This is a genomic window from Lentzea sp. HUAS TT2, from assembly GCF_051853195.1.
In the GTDB taxonomy this organism is placed as follows: domain Bacteria; phylum Actinomycetota; class Actinomycetes; order Mycobacteriales; family Pseudonocardiaceae; genus Lentzea.
This window is the reverse complement of record NZ_CP196667.1, coordinates 7,333,639-7,353,445: the sequence shown is the minus strand read 5'-3', so window position 1 is coordinate 7,353,445 and position 19,807 is coordinate 7,333,639. Positions and strand designations below refer to the sequence as shown.

The window sequence follows — 19,807 nt, the reverse complement described above, 5'->3', positions numbered from 1 at the left end:
ACACGATCACCTGAGCAGTCCCAGCCTGGGAAGGACGGGTTCGAGGCGTCGCCTGACCGTCCCTGCCGGTCAGGCGCGCTCGACGGCGTCGGCCTGCGGGCCCCGGTCGCTCTGCCGGATGCGGAAGCGCACCCGGTCGCCGGCCTCCAGGGGCTCGCCGGAGACCACCGAGACGTGCACGAAGAGGTCGGGCCCGCCCGCGTCGGGGGTGATGAAGCCGAAGCCGCGGTCGCCGTCGTAGCGGGCCACCGTGCCGTCGCCGGCGCGGGCTGCGGGCCGGGTGACCGAACGGGCCTGGCTGGGGGCCGCGGTGGCCTCCACCGGCTCGCCGGCGGCCACGAACCGCACGTCGCGCGCCTGACGACCCTGGTCCGCGGTGACCGTGGTGAACGAGACCCGGTCGCCCTCTTCCGGCAGGTACCGGTCGTCGACCAGGGCGCGCACGTGCAGGAAGACGTCACCCGCCCCGTCGTCGGCGACCACGAAGCCGAACGACTTCTCCTCGTCGAACCACAGGACGGAACCGTCGGCACCGTCGCCGGGCACGACCAGAGGGGCCTTGCGGACCCCGGCGTCGAAGCTCAGCGGCACCAGGTGCTGCGCCTGCGGCCCCTTCTCCCCCGCGATGACGACGAAGGCCACCCGCTGCCCGGCCGCGAGGACGCCCCCGGTGACGATGGCGGAGGAGTGCACGAACACCTCCGCACCCCCGCCGTCCGGCGCGGCGAACCCGTAGCCCTTGGCCGGCTCGTACCAGGAGACGGTGGCGAGCACGCCCAGGGTCGCGTCGGGCGCGGTGTCCCCGGTGACGGTGACGTGCAGCGCCTGCGGACCACGGGGTCCCTCACCGGGCTCGAACTCCACCGTCTGGCCCTCGCGCAGGGCCCTGGCCGCGCCCTCGCCCTGCACCTGCGAGACGTGCACGAAGATGTCGTCGCTGCCGTCGTCGGGGGCGAGGAAGCCGAAGCCGCGCTCTAGGTCGTACCAGCGGACGGTTCCCTGTTGCACGGTGCACTCCTGGTCTAGCGGGTGGTCGGAGGTCCAGTGTCCCAGGCGCCTCAGATCCCGGCGCGCGGCAGCTCCACCGTGAGCACATCGCCGAGACGACCGGGGTCCGCTGTGGACCGTTCCGCGAGACGCTCCTCGGACACCGCGGCCGCGACGTAGTCCCGCCGGTACCCGCGCAGGGCGCGGGCGCGGGGAACGAAACGGGAACCGGCGTCGCCACTGTCGTGTCAGCCGTCGACACGATGGGATGACCAATGACAGAGGCGATCAAGCACCAACCCGGTCACGAGCGCGCCACGCTCTCCGTGGACGAGCAGGATCCGTTCTTCTTCGACCACCCGCTCGACCACGTTCCGGCGATGCTGCTGCTGGACACGTTCCTGCACAACGCAGTCCGGTCCGCCGCGGACCACGTGCGGGTGCGTTCGGCCCGGTTCCGCTTCCGGAAGTTCTGCGAGAAGGATCTGCCCACCGAAGTCACGGTGAGCAGCGCGGGTCCGAACCCGTTGAGCCACGAGGTCTCGGCTGCCCAGAACGGCTCCGTGGTCTGCGAGGGCGAGGTCACGCTGGTGCCCGGCGACGAACTGTCGTGGCCGCTGCTGCGGGGCGACGCGCACCGCGCCGACCGGCGGCTCGTGCACAAACTGGTGGACGACCGGGTGCTGGTCGGGCCGGTCCGGCGCAACGGCGACCTGCACACCGTGGCGGCCGGCGGAGCGGTTCCGCGTGACGGGCGACCCGCACTGCACCCGATCACGCCCCTCGTCGAGGCTGCCCGCCAGGCCGGGATCATGACGCTGCACGAGGTGTCCGGGGTTCCGCTCGGCTGGCAGTTCGTCGTGACCAGGTTGCAGATCGACCTCCCCGGTGGCGGGGTGCGTCCCGGTGCGACCACCTTCCGGTACGGGACGTGGCGGCTCAACGGTCCGGTGTTCGTGCTGCCGGCGGAGGTCGTGGCCGGTGGTCGCGTGGTGGGGACCATCTCGTTCTCCGGACGCGTGATGCCGCTGTCCGACTACCACCTGCTGCGTCCTGAGGCGATCGGGGCGAACCGGTGAAGGGCCTGCTGCGCAACCGGTTCCCGGCGGCGGCGTTCGTCGTGGGCATCGTGGGCCTGACCGTCGGCCTGGTCCGTGCCGTGCTCGACAGCGCGCATCCCACCTACCCGCTGGGTGCGGTGTTGCTCGCCCTGTACCTCGCGTGGGTCCTGCTGGAGGTGCCGATCACCCTGCGGACCGCGGCGTCGGCCTCGTCGGAGGACGACCGCGGCAGCGAGCAGATCTACGGCGTCGCGCGCCTGGTGACGATGCTGACCGCCGCGCTCGGGCCGGTCCCCTGGTCCTCCTGGCAGCCGTGGCTGGTGCTGAGCCCGCTGTTCCTCCTCTGCGGTGTCGCGTTGCGGCTGACCTCGATCCACGCGCTCGGCCGGTTCTACTCCCACCGCGTGCGCCTGGTCGACGACCACCAGATCGTCACCACGGGGCCGTACCGGCTGGTCCGGCACCCCTCCTACACCGGGATGCTGCTCGCCAACGCGGGCCTGGTCCTGTACTTCGCCAACCCGGTCAGCGTGATGGCGTTCGCGCTGCTGTTCGTGCCCGCCGTCGTGAACCGCATCCTCGTCGAGGAGCGCGCGATGTTCACCGTGCCCGGCTACCACGAGTTCGCACTGGGCCGGAAGCGGCTCGCCCCGTTCGTCTGGTGACCACCCGCTGACCGCGCGAGCGAGCAGGTGCCGTCGCGCGCCCTGATCTCCGAGGAGTTCCGCCGTGATCGAGACCATGGACCAGCCGATGGACGCCCAGCGGGTCGGCTGGAAGTTCGCCCGGCAGAAGGCCATGAGTGAGGCCGGCATCGAGGTTCCCGAGTTCTTCTGCCTCACCGGTGACTTCTTCGCCAGTGCCGTACCCGCCGCGATCGTGCGCGAGGCGTTGGCGGGCTTGGACTTCGACGACTGGCCGGCCGTGCGGGCCGCCGCCGCGAAGATCCGCGCGGAGATCATCGGCCGTGGTCTGCGACCGGCGGACGAGCAGCGACTCGCCCAGGCACTCGCGGCGCACTTCGACGACGACGCCGTGCTCGCGGTGCGCGCGTCCATGGTGGGCGCCCGCGCCGACGAAGGCGAGGACTCGGCGGAACACGCGTTCGCCGGGATGAGCGACAGCTTCCTGTACGTGCCCGTGCACGGTGTCCAGGACGCCGTGCTGAGGTGCTGGGCCTCGGCCTTCAACCCCGAAGCGCTGCTGTACCGGCACCGGCACGGCCTGTCCGCGACGGACGTGACGGCGGCGGTCGGCGTGCAGCGCATGGTGTTCGGCGAGCGGTCGCTCGTGCTGTTCACCTGCGACCCGACGACCCACGCACGGGACGCGGTGGTCAGCGCGGGCTGGGGCATCGGGGAAGGCGTGGTGGCCGAGCGCACCGCCACGGACCACTACTTCGTCCGCTTCGGCACCGGTGAGATCCGCAGCGTGGTCGCCGACAAGCCGCACATGGTCACCTTCGACGACGAGCACGGTCACGGCGTCCGCCAGGCACCGGTGCCCGCCGAGCGCCGCGGCGCCGCCGTGCTGTCCGAGGCCGAGGTGACCGGGCTGGTCGGACTGGGCCGCCGGATCGAGGCGCTGTTCGGTAGTCCTCAGGACATCGAGGCGACGATCACGCCGGACGGCACCGTCCACGTGGTGCAGTCCCGCCCGATCACCCTCGACCCGGTCCGCAACCGCGTCTTCAGCAGCGCCAACGTCTCGGAGAGCTTCCCAGGGACGACCACGCCGATGACCTACTCGGTGGCGCGGAGGTTCTACTGGCTGCTGAACCACGACTACCTGCGCCGGTGCGGCGTGCCCGAGCGCGAGCTGCACCGCCTGCACGAGACGATGACCCGCCTGGTCGCCCACGTGGACGGCCGGATCTACCACAACATCACCTCCTTCATCCAGATGCTCGACGTCTTCCCGTTGTTCGACGGCCTGCGCCGGGACTGGGAGCGGCTGGTCGCCGAACTGGACACCAGCTACCACTACTCGGACGGCGGGCGCACCCGGCGCGAGCGGATCCGCCGGGCCGTGAAGCTCGCGGCGGGCTGGGGCAGGGCGGCGGTCAACTACGCGTCGCTGCGCCGTGACTTCGCGGCGTTCGAACGCGACTGGGCCGCGATCATGCGCGACCGCCGGGAACGCGACCTGACCGGTGTGCACCCGCTGACCCTGGTCGACGACTACCGCGAGGTCTGGCGGCGGGCGGGCGACCTGTGGGGTGTCACGCTGATCAACTACCAGTTCATGCTGATCACGCACAAACGCATCGAGCGTTGTCTGGAGCGGTGGGGCGTCGGCGACTCGGACACCCTGTTCAGCCAGCTGCTGTGCGGTGGCGAGCAGTTGCGCGGCGCGGAGATCGCCCTGAGCGCGGTGCGGCTGTCGGAACTGGTCGCCGCGGATCCCGACCTGGCGGCGATGTTCGAGCTGAAGCCCCCGGAGGAGATCTGGCGCCTGGTCGCGGCGGGTGAGCTGCCCGGCGCGTTCACCGCCGCCGTCGAGCGGCACCTGACGAGCTACGGCGACCGAGGGCTCGAGGAGCTCAAGCTGGAGCGCCAGAACCTCCGCGAGGAGCCCTGGGAGCTGCTGCGGCTGGTGGGCCAGTACGCGGCGCGCGGGATCACCGCGGCGGAGATGGAGCGCACCGAGGCGGAGACCCGTCTGGCGGGTGAACGCGAACTGCGCCGTGTGCTGCCCTCCGCGGTGAAGCGCAAGGTGCTGCTGGGTCTCTTCGACCGGCTGCGCACCTTCCTCTGCTACCGGGAGGCGGGCCGCTACCAGCGCAGCGAACTGTTCGGCTACAGCAAGCGGATCATCGCCGCGCTCGGCGCCGAGCTGCACCGCCGCGGCGTCCTCAACAGGGCGCAGGACGTCTTCCTGCTGGAGATCGACGAGCTGTTCGGCTTCCTGGACGGCTCGGGCTCGACCTACGACCTGGCCGGCCTGGTCGAGGTGCGCCGCGACGACGCCGCCATGGCGGAACTGAGGCGGCCGCGCCGGGAGTTCTCCACGGCGGACGTCGTGGCCCTGTCGGTTCCGGAGGCCGAGACCGAGACGGCGGACACGAGCGGTGCACTGCGAGGGCTCGGATCGTGTCCCGGCAAGGTGCGCGGACGTGCGCGGGTCGTGCTCGACCCCGCCTTCGCCGACGACCTCGGTGAGGACGACATCCTCGTCGCCAGGGAGACCGACCCGGGGTGGCTGTACCTGATGCTCAGGGCCCGCGGCATCGTCGTCGAGCGCGGCAGCCTGCTCTCGCACACCGCGATCACGGGCCGCAAGTTCGGCATCCCCACGATCGTCGCCGTTCCCGGCGCCCTGCACCGGATCCCGGACGGCGCGCTGGTCGAGCTCGACGGCGCCACCGGCACCGTCACGCTGCTGGAGGACCGATGAAGACGTGGTGGCGGTTCTCCCTGCGGCGCTTCCCACCGCCGAAGTACGTCTTCTACGTCACCCTGCTGGTGGCCGCCGTGCTGACGGCGCTGGCCCCTCTACGTGCCGGGGCGGGCCCCGGTCCCGTCGAGGTGGCGTGCGGCTGGGCGGGCGTGTTCACCCTGCTGTACTTCTTCCGCGTGGTCGACGAGGTCAAGGACCTGCCCTACGACCGCGAGTTCAGCCCGGACAGGCCACTCGTCACCGGTGAGGTGACGCTCGCGAACGTCCGGGCCTACGCGGTGGGCTCCGCGGCGACGGCACTCGTCTTCTCGGCCGTCGCGGGCCTGGTCCCCCTGATCGTGGCCGCCGGCGCGCTGTCGTACTCGCTCCTGCTCCTCCTGGCGGAACGGAGGTCACCGGCGTTCGCGGACGGCATGTGGGGCAACATCGTCGTCACCATCCAGCTCAAGACCGTTCTGGTGCTCTACGTCGTGGCGGTGGGCGGCGGCGGTGTGGCACTGCCCACCGGGCTGCTGGTGGTCTCGTTCCTCTTCGGCTACCTGCACTGGGAGATCGCCCGCAAGACCGTGCGGCGTGAGTTCGAGCGGCCCGGCGAGAAGCTGTACTCGACGGCGGCGGGCTGGGCTGGCGGGTCGGCGGTCGCCCTCGCCCTGCTGGTCACCGCGTGCGTCCTGCACACGGTCGTGGCACTCGCCTGGCAGGACGCGGGGCTGGAGGTCCTCCTGCTCGCGCTCCCGTTGCCGATCACCGTGTGGGGGCTGCTGAAGCTGGCGCGCGAGCACGAGAACCGTTACGCGCCGGGCAATCCCGCTCTGCTGGCCTATGTGGTGTTCCTCGCGGTGTGCACCCTCCGGACGTTCCTGTGACCCTCCTCGAAGGACCCGACGTGAGCCAAGTCCGCTCCTACCCGATGGCCAGGACCTGCCCGTTCGACCCGCCGCCGGACATGCTCGAATGCCGCCCCGCCGAGAAGGTCAGGATGCCGTCCGGCGAACAGGCCTGGCTGGTCTCCGGCTACGAGCTGCAGCGCGTCCTGCTGGCCGACCGCCGGCTGAGCTCCGATCCCCGGCGCCCCGGCTTCCCGTTCCTGTCCGAGGCCGACGCCGCGTTCCGCCGATCGTTCAACGCTTTCGGGTTCATGGACGGACGGGAGCACATCAGGCGGCGGCACCTGCTGGGCGGCTACTTCACGAACAGGCGCGCCGCCTCGATGAGGGCCGGCATCGAGGCGCTCACCGCGACCCTCCTCGACCGGCTGGCGCAGGGACCGCGCCCCGCCGACCTGGTCACCGAGCTGGCGTTGCCGTTGCCGACCGTGGTGATCTGCGACGTCCTCGGCGTCCCCTACGCCGATCACGAGCTGTTCCACCAGAGCGTCGCGACGATCGTCTCGGTCGGCGCGACGGCCGAGGAGGTGGGCGGGGCGTTTCGGCGACTGCGCGCGTACTTCGAGGCGCTGGTCTCGGCGAAGCAGCGCGATCCCGGCGACGACCTGGTGTCGGTGCTGGCCGTCGAGCAGCTCGGCGCGGACGGGGGCCTGCCCCGTGACGAGGTCGTCGACACCGCGATGCTGCTGCTCGCGGCCGGCCACGAGACGACGGCGAACATGATCGCGCTGGGCGTCCTGGTACTCCTGCGGGAACCCGGGCGCATGAGGCTGTTCCGCGAGGGGGACGACGCGGCGGTGGCCCGCGGTACCGACGAGCTGCTGCGGTACCTCTCGGTGGTCCACAGTGGACTGCGCAGGGTCGCGGTCGAGGACATCCCGATCGGCGACCGGACCATTCGAGCAGGCGAAGGGGTCGTGCTCCCCAACGAGGCGGCGAACCGGGATCCGTCGGTCTACGACCAGGCCGGCGAGGTCGACCTGGGCCGGGACGCGCACCAGCACCTGGCGTTCGGGTACGGCCCCCACCACTGCATCGGCCGCCGGATCGCGGAGGTGCAGCTGCGCGTGATCTTCCGCGCCGTCGCCCGCGCGCTGCCGGAGCTACGGCTCGCCGCGGACTTCGCCGACCTCAGGTTCAAGCACGACCAGGCCATCTACGGCGTCGAGTCCCTGCCGGTGACCTGGTAGTCCCGTCCGCGACCCCAGGGGAATCAGATCATGCAGCTCGAAGACGCCCTCACCACCACTCGCGCCGTGCGGCGGCGACTCGACCTGGACCGGCCGGTCGACATCGAGATCGTCCGGCGGTGCCTGGAGACCGCGCTGCAGGCACCGAGCGGCGGCGACCGCCAGGCCTGGCGGTTCGTCGTCGTCACCGAACCCGATCTCCGTGCCGACGTCGGCCGGATCTACCGGCGCTGCTTCGAGGAACGCACCCGTGGTGCCACCGGCAGGACCGTCGACAACGCCCAGCACCTCGCCCGCGTCATGGGGCGGGTCCCGGTGCAGGTCATCCCGTGCGTCGAGGTGCCAGGCGGCGTTCTCCCGCAGGGCAACCAGGCGAGTCTGTGGGCCGGACTGCTGCCCGCTGTGTGGAGCTACCTGCTCGCGGCGCGGGGACACGGCCTGGGCACCTGCTGGACCACTGCCCACCTCGCCGCCGAGGACGAGGTGGCCGCGCTGCTGGGCATCCCGTCCGGCGTGCGGCAGGCGGCGCTCATCCCCACCGCCCACGTCCTGGGCGCCGGCTTCTCCCCCGCCCGGCGACGCCCGCTCGACGACGTCCTGCACCTCAACGGCTGGTCCGGCGGCAAGACCGGCTGACCACCGCCCGGACCGCACCACCGTCCTGGACGTCTGCTCGGGTGGGGCACCACGCACCTCTTCGCCGGGACCGCAGGGACATCTGTGACGGGCGGGTGCCGGCGCGGTGCCGGCCTCCCGCCGTTCACGCGGACCAGGTCACCGGCAGCGAGTGGACTCCGAAGAGCAGCATGTCCGTGCGCAGTGGCACCTCCTCCGGACGCACGTCCAGCCGGAGGTCGGGGAACTCCTGGAACAGCCTGGTGAAGGCGATCCTCATCTCGATCCTGGCGAGCTGGTGTCCCAGGCACTGGTGGATGCCGTGGCCGAAGGCGAGGTGGTGGTGAGGGGCGTGGCGGCGCAGGTCGAGCTCGTCGGGGTTGCCGGGGAACTTGTTCGGGTCGCGGTTGGCGGTGGGCAGGTGCGCCAGGACGGTGTCGCCGGCCTTGATGACGTGGCCGTCGATCTCCACGTCCTCCATCGCGGTGCGCAGCGGCCCGAAGTGCGGGACCGAGAGGTAGCGCATGAGCTCCTCGACGGCGTTGTCGGCGATCTCCGGCTCCTCCTTGAGGATCTTCAGCTGGTCGGGGTGCTCCAGCAGCGCGAACGTGCCCAGGGCCAGCATGTTCGCCGTGGTCTCGTGGCCGGCCAGCAGGAGCAGCAGCGCCATGTTCGACGCTTCCTCGTCGGTCGGCCGTCCGGAGACCAGCAGGTCGCTCAGCATGTCGTCGCCGGGGTCGGCCTTCTTCCTGGTGACCAGCTCCAGCAGGAAGCTCTTGATCCGGCCCAGAGCCGCCATCAGCTCCTGCGGCGTGCTGGCCTGGTTCGCCAGCAGCTCGGTGTCCTCCTGGAACCTGTGCCGCTCGTCGTAGTCGATGCCGAGCAGCGCGCAGATCACCAGCGACGGGATCGGGAGGGTGAAGTCCTTCACCAGGTCCGCCCGGTCGCCCAGGGAACGCAGGTGCGCGATCCGGTCGTCGACGATCGTGGCGATCCAGTCGGACAGCTGGTTCATCCTGCGCACGGTGAACTGGCCCTGCAGCATCTTGCGCAGCCGGGTGTGGTCCGGCGGGTCCTGGCTCACGAAGTTGCCGGGGTCGTCGGAACTCTGGAACCGCGGGTCGATCAGGTGGTGGTTCTCCCTGCTGCTGCTGAACTTCGGGCTGCCGAAGACCTCCCGCAGCTGGTGGTAGCCGGTGACGAGCCAGCCGATGTGCCCGTCCACGAACCGGATCCGGCTCATCGGTGCTCTGTCGCGGATCGCGGTGATCTCGGCCGGCGGGTCGAACGGGTTCTGGCGTTCCAGGGGCAGCTTGTCGAGGATCGGTTCGGTCATCTCACACGGCTTTCCTTGCTGAGGAACGGAGTTCCTGGGTCGGGGCGGCGTCCTGGCGAGGGGCCCGGCACGGCGCCGGACCCCTCGCCGTCCTCGGTCAGTAGCGGTAGTGCTCGGGCTTGAACGGCCCGGCGACGTCCAGTTCCAGGTACGCGGCCTGGTCCTTGGTGAGTTCGGTCAGCTCGCCGCCCAGTGCCTCGAGGTGGATGCGGGCGACCTTCTCGTCCAGCACCTTGGGCAGGCGGAAGACCTCGGAGGCGTACTCGTCGTGCTTGGTGAACAGCTCGATCTGAGCGATCACCTGGTTCGAGAAGGAGTTCGACATGACGAACGACGGGTGGCCCGTCGCGTTGCCGAGGTTCATCAGGCGGCCCTCGGACAGCACGATGATCGTGCGGCCCGTCGGGAAGACCCACTCGTCGACCTGCGGCTTGATGTTGTTCTTGCGGATGCCGGGGTAACGCGCGAGGCCGGCCATGTCGAGCTCGTTGTCGAAGTGGCCGACGTTGCCCAGGATCGCCTGGTGCTTCATCTGCGCCATGTGCTCGACCTTCACGACGTCCTTGTTGCCGGTTGTCGTGATGATGATGTCGGCGATCGGGAGGACCGACTCGAGCTTCGCGACCTGGTAGCCGTCCATGGCCGCCTGCAGGGCGCAGATCGGGTCGATCTCCGTGACGATGACGCGGGCGCCCTGGCCGCGCAGGGACTCGGCCGAGCCCTTGCCGACGTCGCCGTAGCCGCAGACGACCGCGACCTTGCCGCCCATGAGGACGTCGGTGCCGCGGTTGATGCCGTCGATCAGCGAGTGGCGGATGCCGTAGCGGTTGTCGAACTTCGACTTCGTCACGGCGTCGTTGACGTTGATGGCCGGGAAGAGCAGCTCACCGGCGGCTGCCAGCTGGTACAGGCGCATGACGCCCGTCGTGGTCTCCTCGGTGACGCCGCGGATGTCCTCGGCGATGTTCGTCCACTTCTTGCCGTCCTTCTCGAGCGACGCGCGCAGCGTGTCGAGAACGATCGTGTACTCCTCCGAGTCGTCGTCGGAGGCCGCCGGCACGACACCGGCCGCCTCGTACTGGACGCCCTTGTGCACGAGCAGCGTCGCGTCGCCGCCGTCGTCGAGGATCATGTTCGGGCCCTTGCCGTCGGGCCAGGTGAGCATCTGCTCAGCCGTCCACCAGTACTCCGGCAGGGTCTCGCCCTTCCACGCGAAGCAGGCGACGCCCTTGGGCTCCTCCTCCGTGCCGTGGGGGCCCACGACGACGGCGGCCGCCGCGTGGTCCTGCGTCGAGAAGATGTTGCAGGAGGCCCAGCGCACCTCGGCGCCCAGGTCAACCAGGGTCTCGATCAGCACGGCCGTCTGGATCGTCATGTGCAGCGAGCCGGAGATGCGGGCACCCTTGAGCGGGTACACCCCGGAGTACTCGCGGCGGAACGCCATGAGGCCGGGCATCTCGTGCTCGGCCAGCCGGATCTCCTTGCGCCCGAACTCGTGGAGCGAGAGATCGGCCACTGCGAAGTCAATGCCGTTGCGAGTCTGCAACCGTTCCGCGGTCATTGCGAAGTCCTCCAAGACACTTCAGCGAGCGAACTGTCCGGAGTGGACAGATCGGAACAGGTCGGCCTCCGCCGCGGCCACCGGGCCGTAGGCGGCGGCGAACCGGTCGGTGAACCGGGCGGGGTCCACCGAGTACTCCTGGGAGCCCTGCGACTCCAGGACGAAGGTCGCGAGCGTGCAGCCGAGCTGCATCGACCGCTCGGCCGGGAAACCGCGGTCGAGGCCCGCGAGGAACCCGGCGCGGAACCCGTCACCGACGCCGGTCGGGTCCACGACCCGTTCCGCCGCGACGGCGGGCACGTGCACGGTGGGCAGGCCGGCCATCTCCAGCCGGACTCCCTTCTCGCCCATGGTGGTGATCCACGCCCCCACCCGGTCGAGCACCTCCGCCTCGGACCACCCCGTCTTCGACAGCAGCAGGTCGTGCTCGTAGTCGTTGGTGAACAACCACGTCGCGCCGGTCAGCAGCGAACGGATCTGGTCACCGTCCATCCTGGTGAGCTGCTGCGAGGGATCGGCGGCGAACGGGTGTCCCGCGCGCACGCACTCCTCGGTGTGCCGCAGCATCGCGTCCGGGTCGTTGGGCGAGACCAGTACCAGGTCCAGTCCCCCGAGCCGGTCCGCGACGGGGGCGAGGGCGATGTCGCGGGCCTCCGCCATCGCGCCGGTGTAGAAGGACGCGATCTGGTTCTGGGCGTCGTCGGTGGTGCACAGGAACCGCGCGGTGTGGCGGGTTCGCGAGACCAGCACCGACTCGGTGTCGACGCCGTGGTCCTCGAGCCACACCCGGTACTCGGCGAAGTCCTGGCCGACCGCGCCGACCAGCACCGGCCGGGAGCCGAGCAGGCCGAGGCCGAAGCTGATGTTGGCCGCGACGCCTCCCCGCCGCACCTCCAGCGTGTCCACCAGGAACGACAGCGACACGGAGTCGAGCCGGTCCGCGAGGAGCTGGTCGGTGAAACGGCCGGGGAACACCATCAGGTGGTCGGTGGCGATCGAACCGGTGACGGCGAGCCGCATCGTCAGCCTCCGTTCACGAGGTCGCGCAGCGCCTGGGCACGGTCGGTCGACTCCCAGGGGAGGTCGACGTCGGTGCGGCCGAAGTGGCCGTACGCGGCGGTCGGGGCGTAGATCGGGCGGAGCAGGCCGAGGTCGCGGATGATCGCGGCGGGCCGGAGGTCGAAGACCTCGGCGATGGCCTGCTGGATCTTGGTCGGGTCCACGGTCTCGGTGCCGAACGTCTCGACGAACAGGCCCACGGGCGCCGCCTTGCCGATGGCGTAGGCGACCTGGACCTCGACCCGCGAAGCCAGGCCGGCGGCGACGGTGTTCTTCGCGACCCAGCGCATGGCGTAGGCGGCAGAGCGGTCCACTTTGGACGGGTCCTTGCCGGAGAAGGCACCACCGCCGTGACGGGCCATGCCGCCGTAGGTGTCGACGATGATCTTGCGGCCGGTCAGGCCCGCGTCGCCCATCGGGCCACCGATGACGAAACGGCCCGTCGGGTTGGTCAGCAGGCGCACGTCCGAGGTGTCGATGGTCAGCTCGGCGAGTTCGGGCGCCACGACGTACTCGCGCAGGTCCACGCCGAGGAGCTTCTCCAGGTCGATGCCGTCCGCGTGCTGCGTCGAGATCACGACCGTGTCGAGGCGCACGGGCTGATCACCCGCGTACTCGATGGTGACCTGCGTCTTTCCGTCCGGCCGCAGGTACGGCACGGTGCCGTCCTTGCGCACCGCCGTGAGACGACGGGAAAGCCTGTGCGCCAACGCGATCGGCAGCGGCATCATCTCCGGGGTGTCGCTGCAGGCGTAGCCGAACATCAGGCCCTGGTCGCCCGCTCCCTGCCGGTCGATCTCGTCGTCGGCACCCTCGACGCGGTTCTCGAACGCCGTGTCCACGCCCTGCGCGATGTCCGGGGACTGCGCGCCGATGGCGACGTTCACGCCGCACGAGTGGCCGTCGAAGCCCTTCGCCGACGAGTCGTAGCCGATCTCCAGGATCTTCTCCCGGACGATCGTCGGGATGTCGGCGTACGCCTGGGTGGTCACCTCACCGGCGACGTGGACCTGACCCGTGGTCACGAGCGTCTCCACGGCCACGCGCGAACGCGGGTCCTCGGCCAGCAACGCGTCCAGGATCGAGTCGCTGATCGCGTCGCAGATCTTGTCCGGGTGTCCCTCGGTCACCGACTCACTGGTGAACAACCTGCTGTTGGTCATCGCAAAGCGCTCCTTGGAGAGGGGGTTGCTGAGGTCGGGCAGGACTACGCGGCGGGCCGCACGGCTTCCGCGTCGTGCGCGTAGATCTCGTCGCACAGGCGAAGGACCTGTTCCAGCGACTGGGGTGCGGTCATCACGTCCGCGTGGCTGGTGGTGTCGACCACGGTCTCGGTGAAGTCGTCGATCTGGGACTTCCAGTCGTGCCAGTACTCGACGCCGTCCATCCCCGGCAGCTCCGGGTTGGCGAAGAGCACCATGTAGTCCTTGAACTCGCCGAAGAACTCGCCGCTGCGGTTGCGGAAGTAGTGGCAGGACACCGAGTCCCGCCGGGGCAACCTCGACGTCACGTAGTTCTCGCCCTGCATCGCCTCGAAGTACTTGGCGAGCTGGGTGACCTGCTTGCGCAGCTGGACCTCGGTCTTGGTGATGCCGGCGGCCAGCGCGGCCTTGACGAGCGAGTCGAGGAAGTCCTCGTAGGACAGTTCCGGATCGACCTCGTCCCGGTGCAGGATCGGCGTTGTGCCGCTCTCGGTGTCCAGGCTGTTGTTGCCGAGCACGAGGTTCACCGCGCGGAACGCGGAGACCTTCGCGACGGCGTCCGGCTCGGCCCTGCCGCCCTGCATGATCCCGTTGACCCGGTTGGTCGCCGGGGCGTCCAGGGAGTCGAGCATGACCAGGGTGTTCACCTCGGCACCCTGCAGCTGGAGCTGACGCACGACCTCGTAGGCCAGCAGGCCTCCCAGCGAGAACCCGCCGACGTCGTAGGGCCCCTCCGGCTGCACGGCGCGGATCAGCGAGGCGTAGTGCCTGGCCATCGGCACCTGCCCGCCGAGGATGTCGCCGGACCCGGCCCAGCCCTTCGGCTGGATGCCGTAGAACGGGCGCCCGGACCGTTCGGCCAGCGGCGCGTAGGACTCCACTCCCCCGTTGCCGTGGTGGATCCAGAAGACCGGCCTGCCCTCGCGGCCCCGGTTCATCCGGACGAGCTCGGGGTGGTCCTCGATCCTCAGCGCGGGCGTCGAGGCCGCGCCCACGGCGGCGAGCACGTCGCGCAACGACTCGCATTCGGCGAGGACGTCCAGCGACAAGGTGTCGTCGACGTGCTTGCGCAGCTGCGACAGGAACTGGGCCATGAAGATCGAGTCGAAACCGTAGCGCCGCAGCGGCACGTCGGGGTCGAGCTGCTCGGGAGCGAGTTCGAGGACGTCGGCCAGCATCGAGGTGACCTGGTCCGCGACCGTGCCGGGAACCTCCCGCACGGCGGCGGCTTCTGCCACCGCGACGGGAACGGCCGCGGTCCTCGGCTGGCGGACGGCGCCGTCGCTCTCGGCCACGAGGACACCCTCGGTGGTGGCGCGGACATCGCGGAATCCCGCCTCGGCCAGCAGTCGCGGCCACGGTTCGCTCGCCTGGTCGGTGAGCAGCAGGATTCCACCTGCCCGCAGGGCGGCCTTGGCGCTCCGCAGGGCGGCGCGGAGGTCGCGAGCCGCCTGCCGCAGCCCGGTGGCGATGACGACGTCGAACGTACCGGCCTCGATCGCTTGTCCGGCAAGTGGTTCGTCGACGTCGAAGACGCGGGTCTCGAAGTAGTGCGCCGTCTCCCCCCGCACGGCCTCCTCGGAGACTCCGGCCCGGCAGTAGGTCTCGACGTGGTCCTGCCACGACCCGAGGCTCCGGAACACCGCGTCCCCGGCCACGCGGTCACCCGCGCCGATCTCCAGCAATCGCACCGTCGTCATGGCGTCGTCCGCCACGCGCTGCCGCAGGTACTCGACGAGCACCTCGTGCACCTCGCCGCCGGTGAGGCCGTCGCGCGGCAGCCCCGGTGACACGGCCGGCACGTGCTCGATCACGTCCCCGCTGAGAACTCCTTCGAACGCACGGGTGTGCGTCACCCGCATCACCGCGAGCTGGGACCGCCGCGAGCCCAGGAGCGTGTCGTAGGCGGCCATGCCCTCGGCGGGTTCGATCGACGCGACACCACCCCTGGCCATCCGCTCGCGGTGGGCGTCGTCGGCGGCGACGCCCACGCCGCCCCAGTAACCCCAGTGCATCACCTTGACGGGGCAGGACAGACGGGTGCCCAGGTGCTCGGCACTGGCGTCGGCGAACGTGCAGCCGGCGGCGTAGTTGGCCTGGCCGGGCGAGGTGAGGAACGACTGGAGCGACGAGAAGAACGAGACGAAGGCGAGCGGCTCGTCCCCGAACACCTCCGCGATGTTCACCGCGACGTCCGCCTTGGCGGCGTAACCGGCGTCGAAGCGGTCCTCGTCCATCCGCGCCAGACTCTGGTCGGCCAGCACGACGGTCGAGTGCAGCACTCCCCGCACCGGGCCGTACCGGCGCACGACCTCGTCGCGGGCGCGGCGCAGCGCGGCCGGGTCGGTCGCGTCGGCCTGGACGTAGTCGGGGGCGGGCCCGTGTGCGGCCAGCCGGTCGCGCAGTGCCTCGATGCGGCCGTCGAGAGGACGGCGGCCGATCCACACGACACGTGCCTTGTGCTTGCGGATCATGTGCTCGGTCCACACGACCCCGATGCCGCCCGCGCCTCCGATGGCGACGACGACGTCGTCCGGGCGCAGGTTCTCGTGCGCGGGTCCGGCCGGGACGGGCCCGGCCAGCTCGACCAGGCGTTGGCGGTACCACTCCCCGTCGCGGAGCGCGAGCGGCGCGCCGGCCGGCTGCGGGGCCAGTTCCAGGACCTGAGGCCACGGCACGGGTTCCCCTGCCGGCAGGTCCACGACCCGGACGGGCCACTGTGGACACTCCTGGGCCAGGGAGCCGAACAGGCCGTGCAGGCCCGCGCCGGCGGGCTCGGACGCGGTGTCGCCTGGCAGGAGCCTGGTCTGTTCCGTGAGGACGGTCCAGCCGATCTCCCTGCTGTCACCGCCTGCCGCCTGGACCGCCTTCACCAGGCGGAAAGCCGCCCGTGCGTCCACCCCCAGCACCACCACGTGCGCCGCGTCGGCGGGGAACGCCGAGGCCGGGTCCTCCAGCACCTCGGTGTTCGGCCGGACCGCGCGGAACGCGGCTTGCTGATCGGCGCTTCCGCCGAACAGCACGACTTTGTCGTTCTTCGCCGGCCACTGCGCGACGGGCTCCTCGGCGCCGGCGTCCCAGACCTGAGTCATGAGGCACGTCCGGCCGTCCGCCGGCGCGCGCAAGGTCTTGATGCTGAAGCCGAGCAGCCGCACGCGGACGACGCCGTCGGTGTCGCAGACATCTATGTCGAACCGGTGCACGTCGCCACCGCGGCCCTCGGTGGCGCGGCGGATCACGGCCCAGCCGTCCGCTGGAGTCGCGCCGCGGATCTCGACCTCGCGCACCGCGAACGGCAGCGCCAGGCGGCCTTCACCGTCGTCCTCGCCGCCCCACGCGCCGAGGACGGCCTGGAACGCGCCGTCGAGCACGCTGGGGTTGAGCACCAGCGGTGACACGGCCTCGCCGGGCACGGTCAGCCTCGCCACCGCTACGCCGTCGCCCTGGTGCAGGGAACGCACTGCGCGCAGTGACGGGCCGTAGTTCATGCCGAGGCGCTCGTAGGTCCCGTAGAACTCGGCGGCGTCCACGACACGCGGGCACGAATCGAGCAACGCCCGCACGTCGATCTTCTCGTCGGTCGTGGCGAGCGCCGCGTCGAGGTGTCCGAAGCCCTGGGCGTGCGCGGTCTCCGCGCCTTCCACCCTCACCTCGAACGCTCCGTCGCCGGCCGGAAGGCGCACCTCGACGCCGCACGGCCCGGTGACCTCGGCGGGCCGCAGCCAGCACACGTCGCGCAGTCGCACGCCCGCCTCGCCACCGGCCAGCGCTTCCCGCGCCAGTTCGAGGTAGGCGGCCGCGGGCAGGACCGGAACCCCGCGCACGAGGTGGTCGCGCACGTAGAACTCGGTGCCGCTCAACGCACGGGGCTCCGGGCCGCTCGGCGCCGCGACCGCACGGGGAGCACCATCGGCGATCCAGAAGCGGCGCAGGTCGAACGGGTAGGACGGCAGGGACATCCGGCGCGGCGGGGTGTCGCCGTGCCACCGCCGCCAGTCGAGGTCGAAGCCACCGGTCCACAGTTCGAGCAGGCGTGACAGCTTCCCCTTGGCGGCCCAGGTGTCCAGCGCGGCGGCGATGTCCTCGTCGGCGGCGAACGCCTTCCACGGCGCGTTCGGCTGTGGGCTGCCCCGGTGCACGTGCCCGGGCTTCTCTCCGGCGACGAACGCCCGCAACGCCTCTCGCAGGTCCTGCACGGTCTCGACGGCGAACGCGAGCCGCTCCGCCATCGCCACCCTGCCGACCTGCAGGGTGTAGGCCAGGCTCGGCAGATCGCCGTCGGACGGCGCGTGGCCGTCGATCCACGCGAGCAGTTGCTCGGCGCGCGCCGTCAGCGTGCCCGGCTCCCTGGCGGACAACACGATCGCGAACGGCCCGTGCCCGGCACTCGTCGCGACGGGCGCGCGGTACTCCTCCAGCACCACGTGCGCGTTGGCGCCACCGAACCCGAACGAGCTGACTCCGGCACGGCGGGGAAGCTCGGTGCCGGCGGCGTCGAGCGGCGCCGCCCACGGCTGCCGTTCGCGCACCAGGAAGAACGGGCTGTCCTCCAGTTCCACGTACGGGTTGACGTTCTCGCAGTGCAGGCTCCGCACGAGCGTTCGGTGACGCATCTGCAACAGGACCTTGAGCACGCCGGCGATACCGGCCGACAGTTCGAGGTGCCCGATGTTGGTCTTGACCGTGCCGATGCCGACGTGGGCGCCGGTGACGTCAGCGCCGTGGTCGGCGTAGAGCTCCCGGAACGCCTCCCGCAGGCCGTTGATCTCCACGGGGTCGCCGAGCCTCGTACCGGTGCCGTGCGCCTCGACGTAGCCGATCGTGCGCGGGTCGACGCCGGCCCGCCGGTGCGCGTCGAGGATGACCGCCGCCTGGGCCCTCGGGTTCGGCGCGGTCAGCGAGGTGGCGCGGCCACCATGGTTGACGGCGGTCGCGCGGATCACGCCGTGGATGTTGTCGCCGTCGCGTTCGGCGGCGGACAGGCGCTTCAGCACCACCATCCCGACGCCCTCGCCGCGGGAGTAGCCGTCGGCGCGGTCGGAGAACGACTTGCACCGGCCGTCGTCGCTGAGCATCCCGGCGCGGCCGAAGCTGATGTGCCCGTCGGGGACGAGCACGGTGTTGACCCCGCCCGCCACCGCGAGTGAGCACTCACCCCGTTCCAGCGCGGACACCGCCCGGTGCAGGGCGACCAGCGAGCTGGAGCAGGCCGTCTCGACCGGCTCGCTCGGGCCGTGCACGTCGAGGAAGTAGCTCATCCGGTTGGGGCCGATCGACGGCACGGTGGCCGTCGCGGCCACCCCCTCCGCACCGGACGCGTTCTGCTCGATCAGCCGCTGGTAGCCGGTGCCCGCGGTGCCGACGACGATGCCCAGATCGCTGCCCGCCAACGACGAGGCGGCGTACCCGGCGTCCTCCAGCGCCTTCCACACGTGCAGCATGAGCAGCCGGTGCTGGGGGTCCATCAACCGCGCCTCGCGCGGTGAGATGCCGAAGAACTCCGGGTCGAAGTCGGCGACACCGTCCATGAAGCCGCCGTGCTTGACGGTGGTGCGGCCCTCCTGCGCGAACGGGTCGCCGTACAGCTCCCGCCAGTCCCAGCGGTCGGCGGGCACCTCGCTGATGCAGTCGCGGCCTTCGGACAGGTTGCGCCAGAAGGCGTCGAGGTCGTCGGCCTGGGGGAAGCGTCCGCTCATGCCGATGATCGCGACCGCGTCCGTCCCGCGCTCGGTGGGGACCCGGAGCGCGGGTGGCGTCTCGGCCGCGGTGGGGTGGAACGGTTTCCGCGCTACGGGTGCGGGCCGGGTCTCCGAGGTCTCGTCGGCGGTGGCGGGGATCGTTTCCCGCGCCACCGGCGTCTCGCCGGCGGTCATGCGGACCGGTTCCCTTGCCGCGGCAGCGAACCGGTTCCCCTGCGTCTCGGCCACGACCGTGCGCACCGGGACGGCGGCGGGACGCAGGCCGAGGCGGCCGGCGAGCCGGGCGCCGTGCTCGCCCGCGATGTGCGCGGCGAGTTCCCGCAGGTTCGGGTGGTCGAACATCGTGGTGGGCTTGATGTCGACGTCCAGCGCGTCGTTCACCATGGTCGCGAGCTGGGTGATGATGACGGAGTCGAGGCCGTACTCGCTGAGGTCGACGTCCACGTCCAGGTCTTCTGCGCTGACCTTGAGCAGCTGCCGGACCTTGTCCGCGAGAACGTCGCAGACGCGGTCTCGCAGCTCGTCCGGATCGAAGCCGGGCGTGACCGCGGGCGGGGTGTTACCGGCCTCCTGCAGCTGCCTGGCCAGGCGTACGGCTTCCGCCTTGTCGATCCGGCCCTGACTGACCAGTTCGTACAGCTGGGTCACCGAGGTGACGCGGTGGCTCATGTCGGGCTCCGTTCGCGTTCGGGGAAGTGCCGATGCGCCGCGGGGGCACGCGGGAGGTGGCACGGCACCTGCCTCGTTCAAGGTCTCGAAGCGGCTTCCCGCTCGGGTACCGGCCACCGTGCCCACGGCGGTAATGCGGACA

At 71.0% G+C, this 19,807-nt stretch carries 12 protein-coding genes and 1 pseudogene; 6 read left to right on the top strand and 7 right to left on the bottom strand.

Annotated features, from left to right (window positions below; genetic code table 11):
- Window positions 1-69: 69 nt before the first annotated feature.
- Both ACSHWB_RS34850 and ACSHWB_RS34845 read right to left on the bottom strand, forming a co-directional pair.
- Window positions 70-774 (bottom strand): cold-shock protein, encoded by a 705-nt coding sequence (locus tag ACSHWB_RS34850; RefSeq protein ID WP_439664726.1) that lies wholly within the window; start codon window positions 772-774, stop codon window positions 70-72.
- A gap of 30 nt (window positions 775-804) precedes the next feature.
- Window positions 805-1,008, bottom strand: a pseudogene (locus ACSHWB_RS34845) (cold-shock protein); the annotation flags it as partial.
- A 254-nt stretch (window positions 1,009-1,262) separates the two neighbouring features.
- On the opposite strand from ACSHWB_RS34845, the gene ACSHWB_RS34840 reads away from it, so the two are divergent.
- From ACSHWB_RS34840 to ACSHWB_RS34815, 6 genes are all read left to right on the top strand, one after another.
- The gene (locus ACSHWB_RS34840) at window positions 1,263-2,066 is read left to right on the top strand and encodes an AfsA-related hotdog domain-containing protein (RefSeq protein ID WP_439657544.1); all 804 of its coding nucleotides are present in this window, start codon (window positions 1,263-1,265) and stop codon (window positions 2,064-2,066) included.
- Window positions 2,063-2,713 carry a methyltransferase family protein gene (locus ACSHWB_RS34835; RefSeq protein ID WP_439657543.1) on the top strand — a complete coding sequence of 217 codons (651 nt, stop codon included), beginning with the start codon at window positions 2,063-2,065 and terminating at the stop codon, window positions 2,711-2,713. Before ACSHWB_RS34840 ends, ACSHWB_RS34835 begins: the two co-directional genes overlap by 4 nt.
- 64 nt (window positions 2,714-2,777) lie before the next feature.
- Entirely contained in the window at window positions 2,778-5,444 is a 2,667-nt protein-coding gene (locus ACSHWB_RS34830) for a PEP/pyruvate-binding domain-containing protein (RefSeq protein WP_439657542.1), read from the top strand.
- A complete protein-coding gene (locus tag ACSHWB_RS34825) occupies window positions 5,441-6,313 on the top strand; it encodes a hypothetical protein (protein ID WP_439657541.1) in 873 nt (290 codons plus the stop codon). The genes ACSHWB_RS34830 and ACSHWB_RS34825 overlap by 4 nt, the downstream gene beginning before the upstream one ends.
- A gap of 20 nt (window positions 6,314-6,333) precedes the next feature.
- The gene (locus ACSHWB_RS34820; protein ID WP_439657540.1) at window positions 6,334-7,524 is read left to right on the top strand and encodes a cytochrome P450; all 1,191 of its coding nucleotides are present in this window, start codon (window positions 6,334-6,336) and stop codon (window positions 7,522-7,524) included.
- A 30-nt stretch (window positions 7,525-7,554) separates the two neighbouring features.
- Window positions 7,555-8,160 (top strand): nitroreductase family protein, encoded by a 606-nt coding sequence (locus ACSHWB_RS34815; protein ID WP_439657539.1) that lies wholly within the window; start codon window positions 7,555-7,557, stop codon window positions 8,158-8,160.
- 124 nt (window positions 8,161-8,284) lie between these two features.
- Here the strand turns inward: ACSHWB_RS34815 and ACSHWB_RS34810 are convergent, their stop codons facing one another.
- The 5 genes from ACSHWB_RS34810 to ACSHWB_RS34790 all read right to left on the bottom strand — a co-directional run bounded on the left by ACSHWB_RS34810 (window position 8,285) and on the right by ACSHWB_RS34790 (window position 19,665).
- Entirely contained in the window at window positions 8,285-9,475 is a 1,191-nt protein-coding gene (locus ACSHWB_RS34810; protein WP_439657538.1) for a cytochrome P450, read from the bottom strand.
- Window positions 9,476-9,572: 97 nt separating this feature from the next.
- Complete coding sequence (gene ahcY, locus ACSHWB_RS34805) at window positions 9,573-11,036, bottom strand: adenosylhomocysteinase (protein WP_439657537.1); 1,464 nt, start codon at window positions 11,034-11,036, stop codon at window positions 9,573-9,575.
- Window positions 11,037-11,057: 21 nt separating this feature from the next.
- Window positions 11,058-12,056, bottom strand: a complete 999-nt coding sequence (locus ACSHWB_RS34800; RefSeq protein ID WP_439657536.1) for a carbohydrate kinase family protein — start codon at window positions 12,054-12,056, stop codon at window positions 11,058-11,060.
- 2 nt (window positions 12,057-12,058) lie between these two features.
- A complete protein-coding gene (metK, locus tag ACSHWB_RS34795; protein WP_439657535.1) occupies window positions 12,059-13,258 on the bottom strand; it encodes a methionine adenosyltransferase in 1,200 nt (399 codons plus the stop codon).
- A 44-nt stretch (window positions 13,259-13,302) separates the two neighbouring features.
- Complete coding sequence (locus ACSHWB_RS34790) at window positions 13,303-19,665, bottom strand: SDR family NAD(P)-dependent oxidoreductase (protein WP_439657534.1); 6,363 nt, start codon at window positions 19,663-19,665, stop codon at window positions 13,303-13,305.
- Window positions 19,666-19,807: the final 142 nt, after the last annotated feature.

Excerpts from the sequence above, each read along its gene's own strand:
- ACSHWB_RS34840 (WP_439657544.1), top strand. The coding sequence starts at position 1,263 with ATGACAGAGGCGATCAAGCACCAACCCGGTCACGAGCGCGCCACGCTC.
- ACSHWB_RS34825 (WP_439657541.1), top strand. The coding sequence starts at position 5,441 with ATGAAGACGTGGTGGCGGTTCTCCCTGCGGCGCTTCCCACCGCCGAAG.
- ACSHWB_RS34815 (WP_439657539.1), top strand. The coding sequence starts at position 7,555 with ATGCAGCTCGAAGACGCCCTCACCACCACTCGCGCCGTGCGGCGGCGA.
- ACSHWB_RS34810 (WP_439657538.1), bottom strand. The coding sequence starts at position 9,475 with ATGACCGAACCGATCCTCGACAAGCTGCCCCTGGAACGCCAGAACCCG.
- ahcY (WP_439657537.1), bottom strand. The coding sequence starts at position 11,036 with ATGACCGCGGAACGGTTGCAGACTCGCAACGGCATTGACTTCGCAGTG.
- ACSHWB_RS34800 (WP_439657536.1), bottom strand. The coding sequence starts at position 12,056 with ATGCGGCTCGCCGTCACCGGTTCGATCGCCACCGACCACCTGATGGTG.
- metK (WP_439657535.1), bottom strand. The coding sequence starts at position 13,258 with ATGACCAACAGCAGGTTGTTCACCAGTGAGTCGGTGACCGAGGGACAC.
- ACSHWB_RS34790 (WP_439657534.1), bottom strand. The coding sequence starts at position 19,665 with ATGAGCCACCGCGTCACCTCGGTGACCCAGCTGTACGAACTGGTCAGT.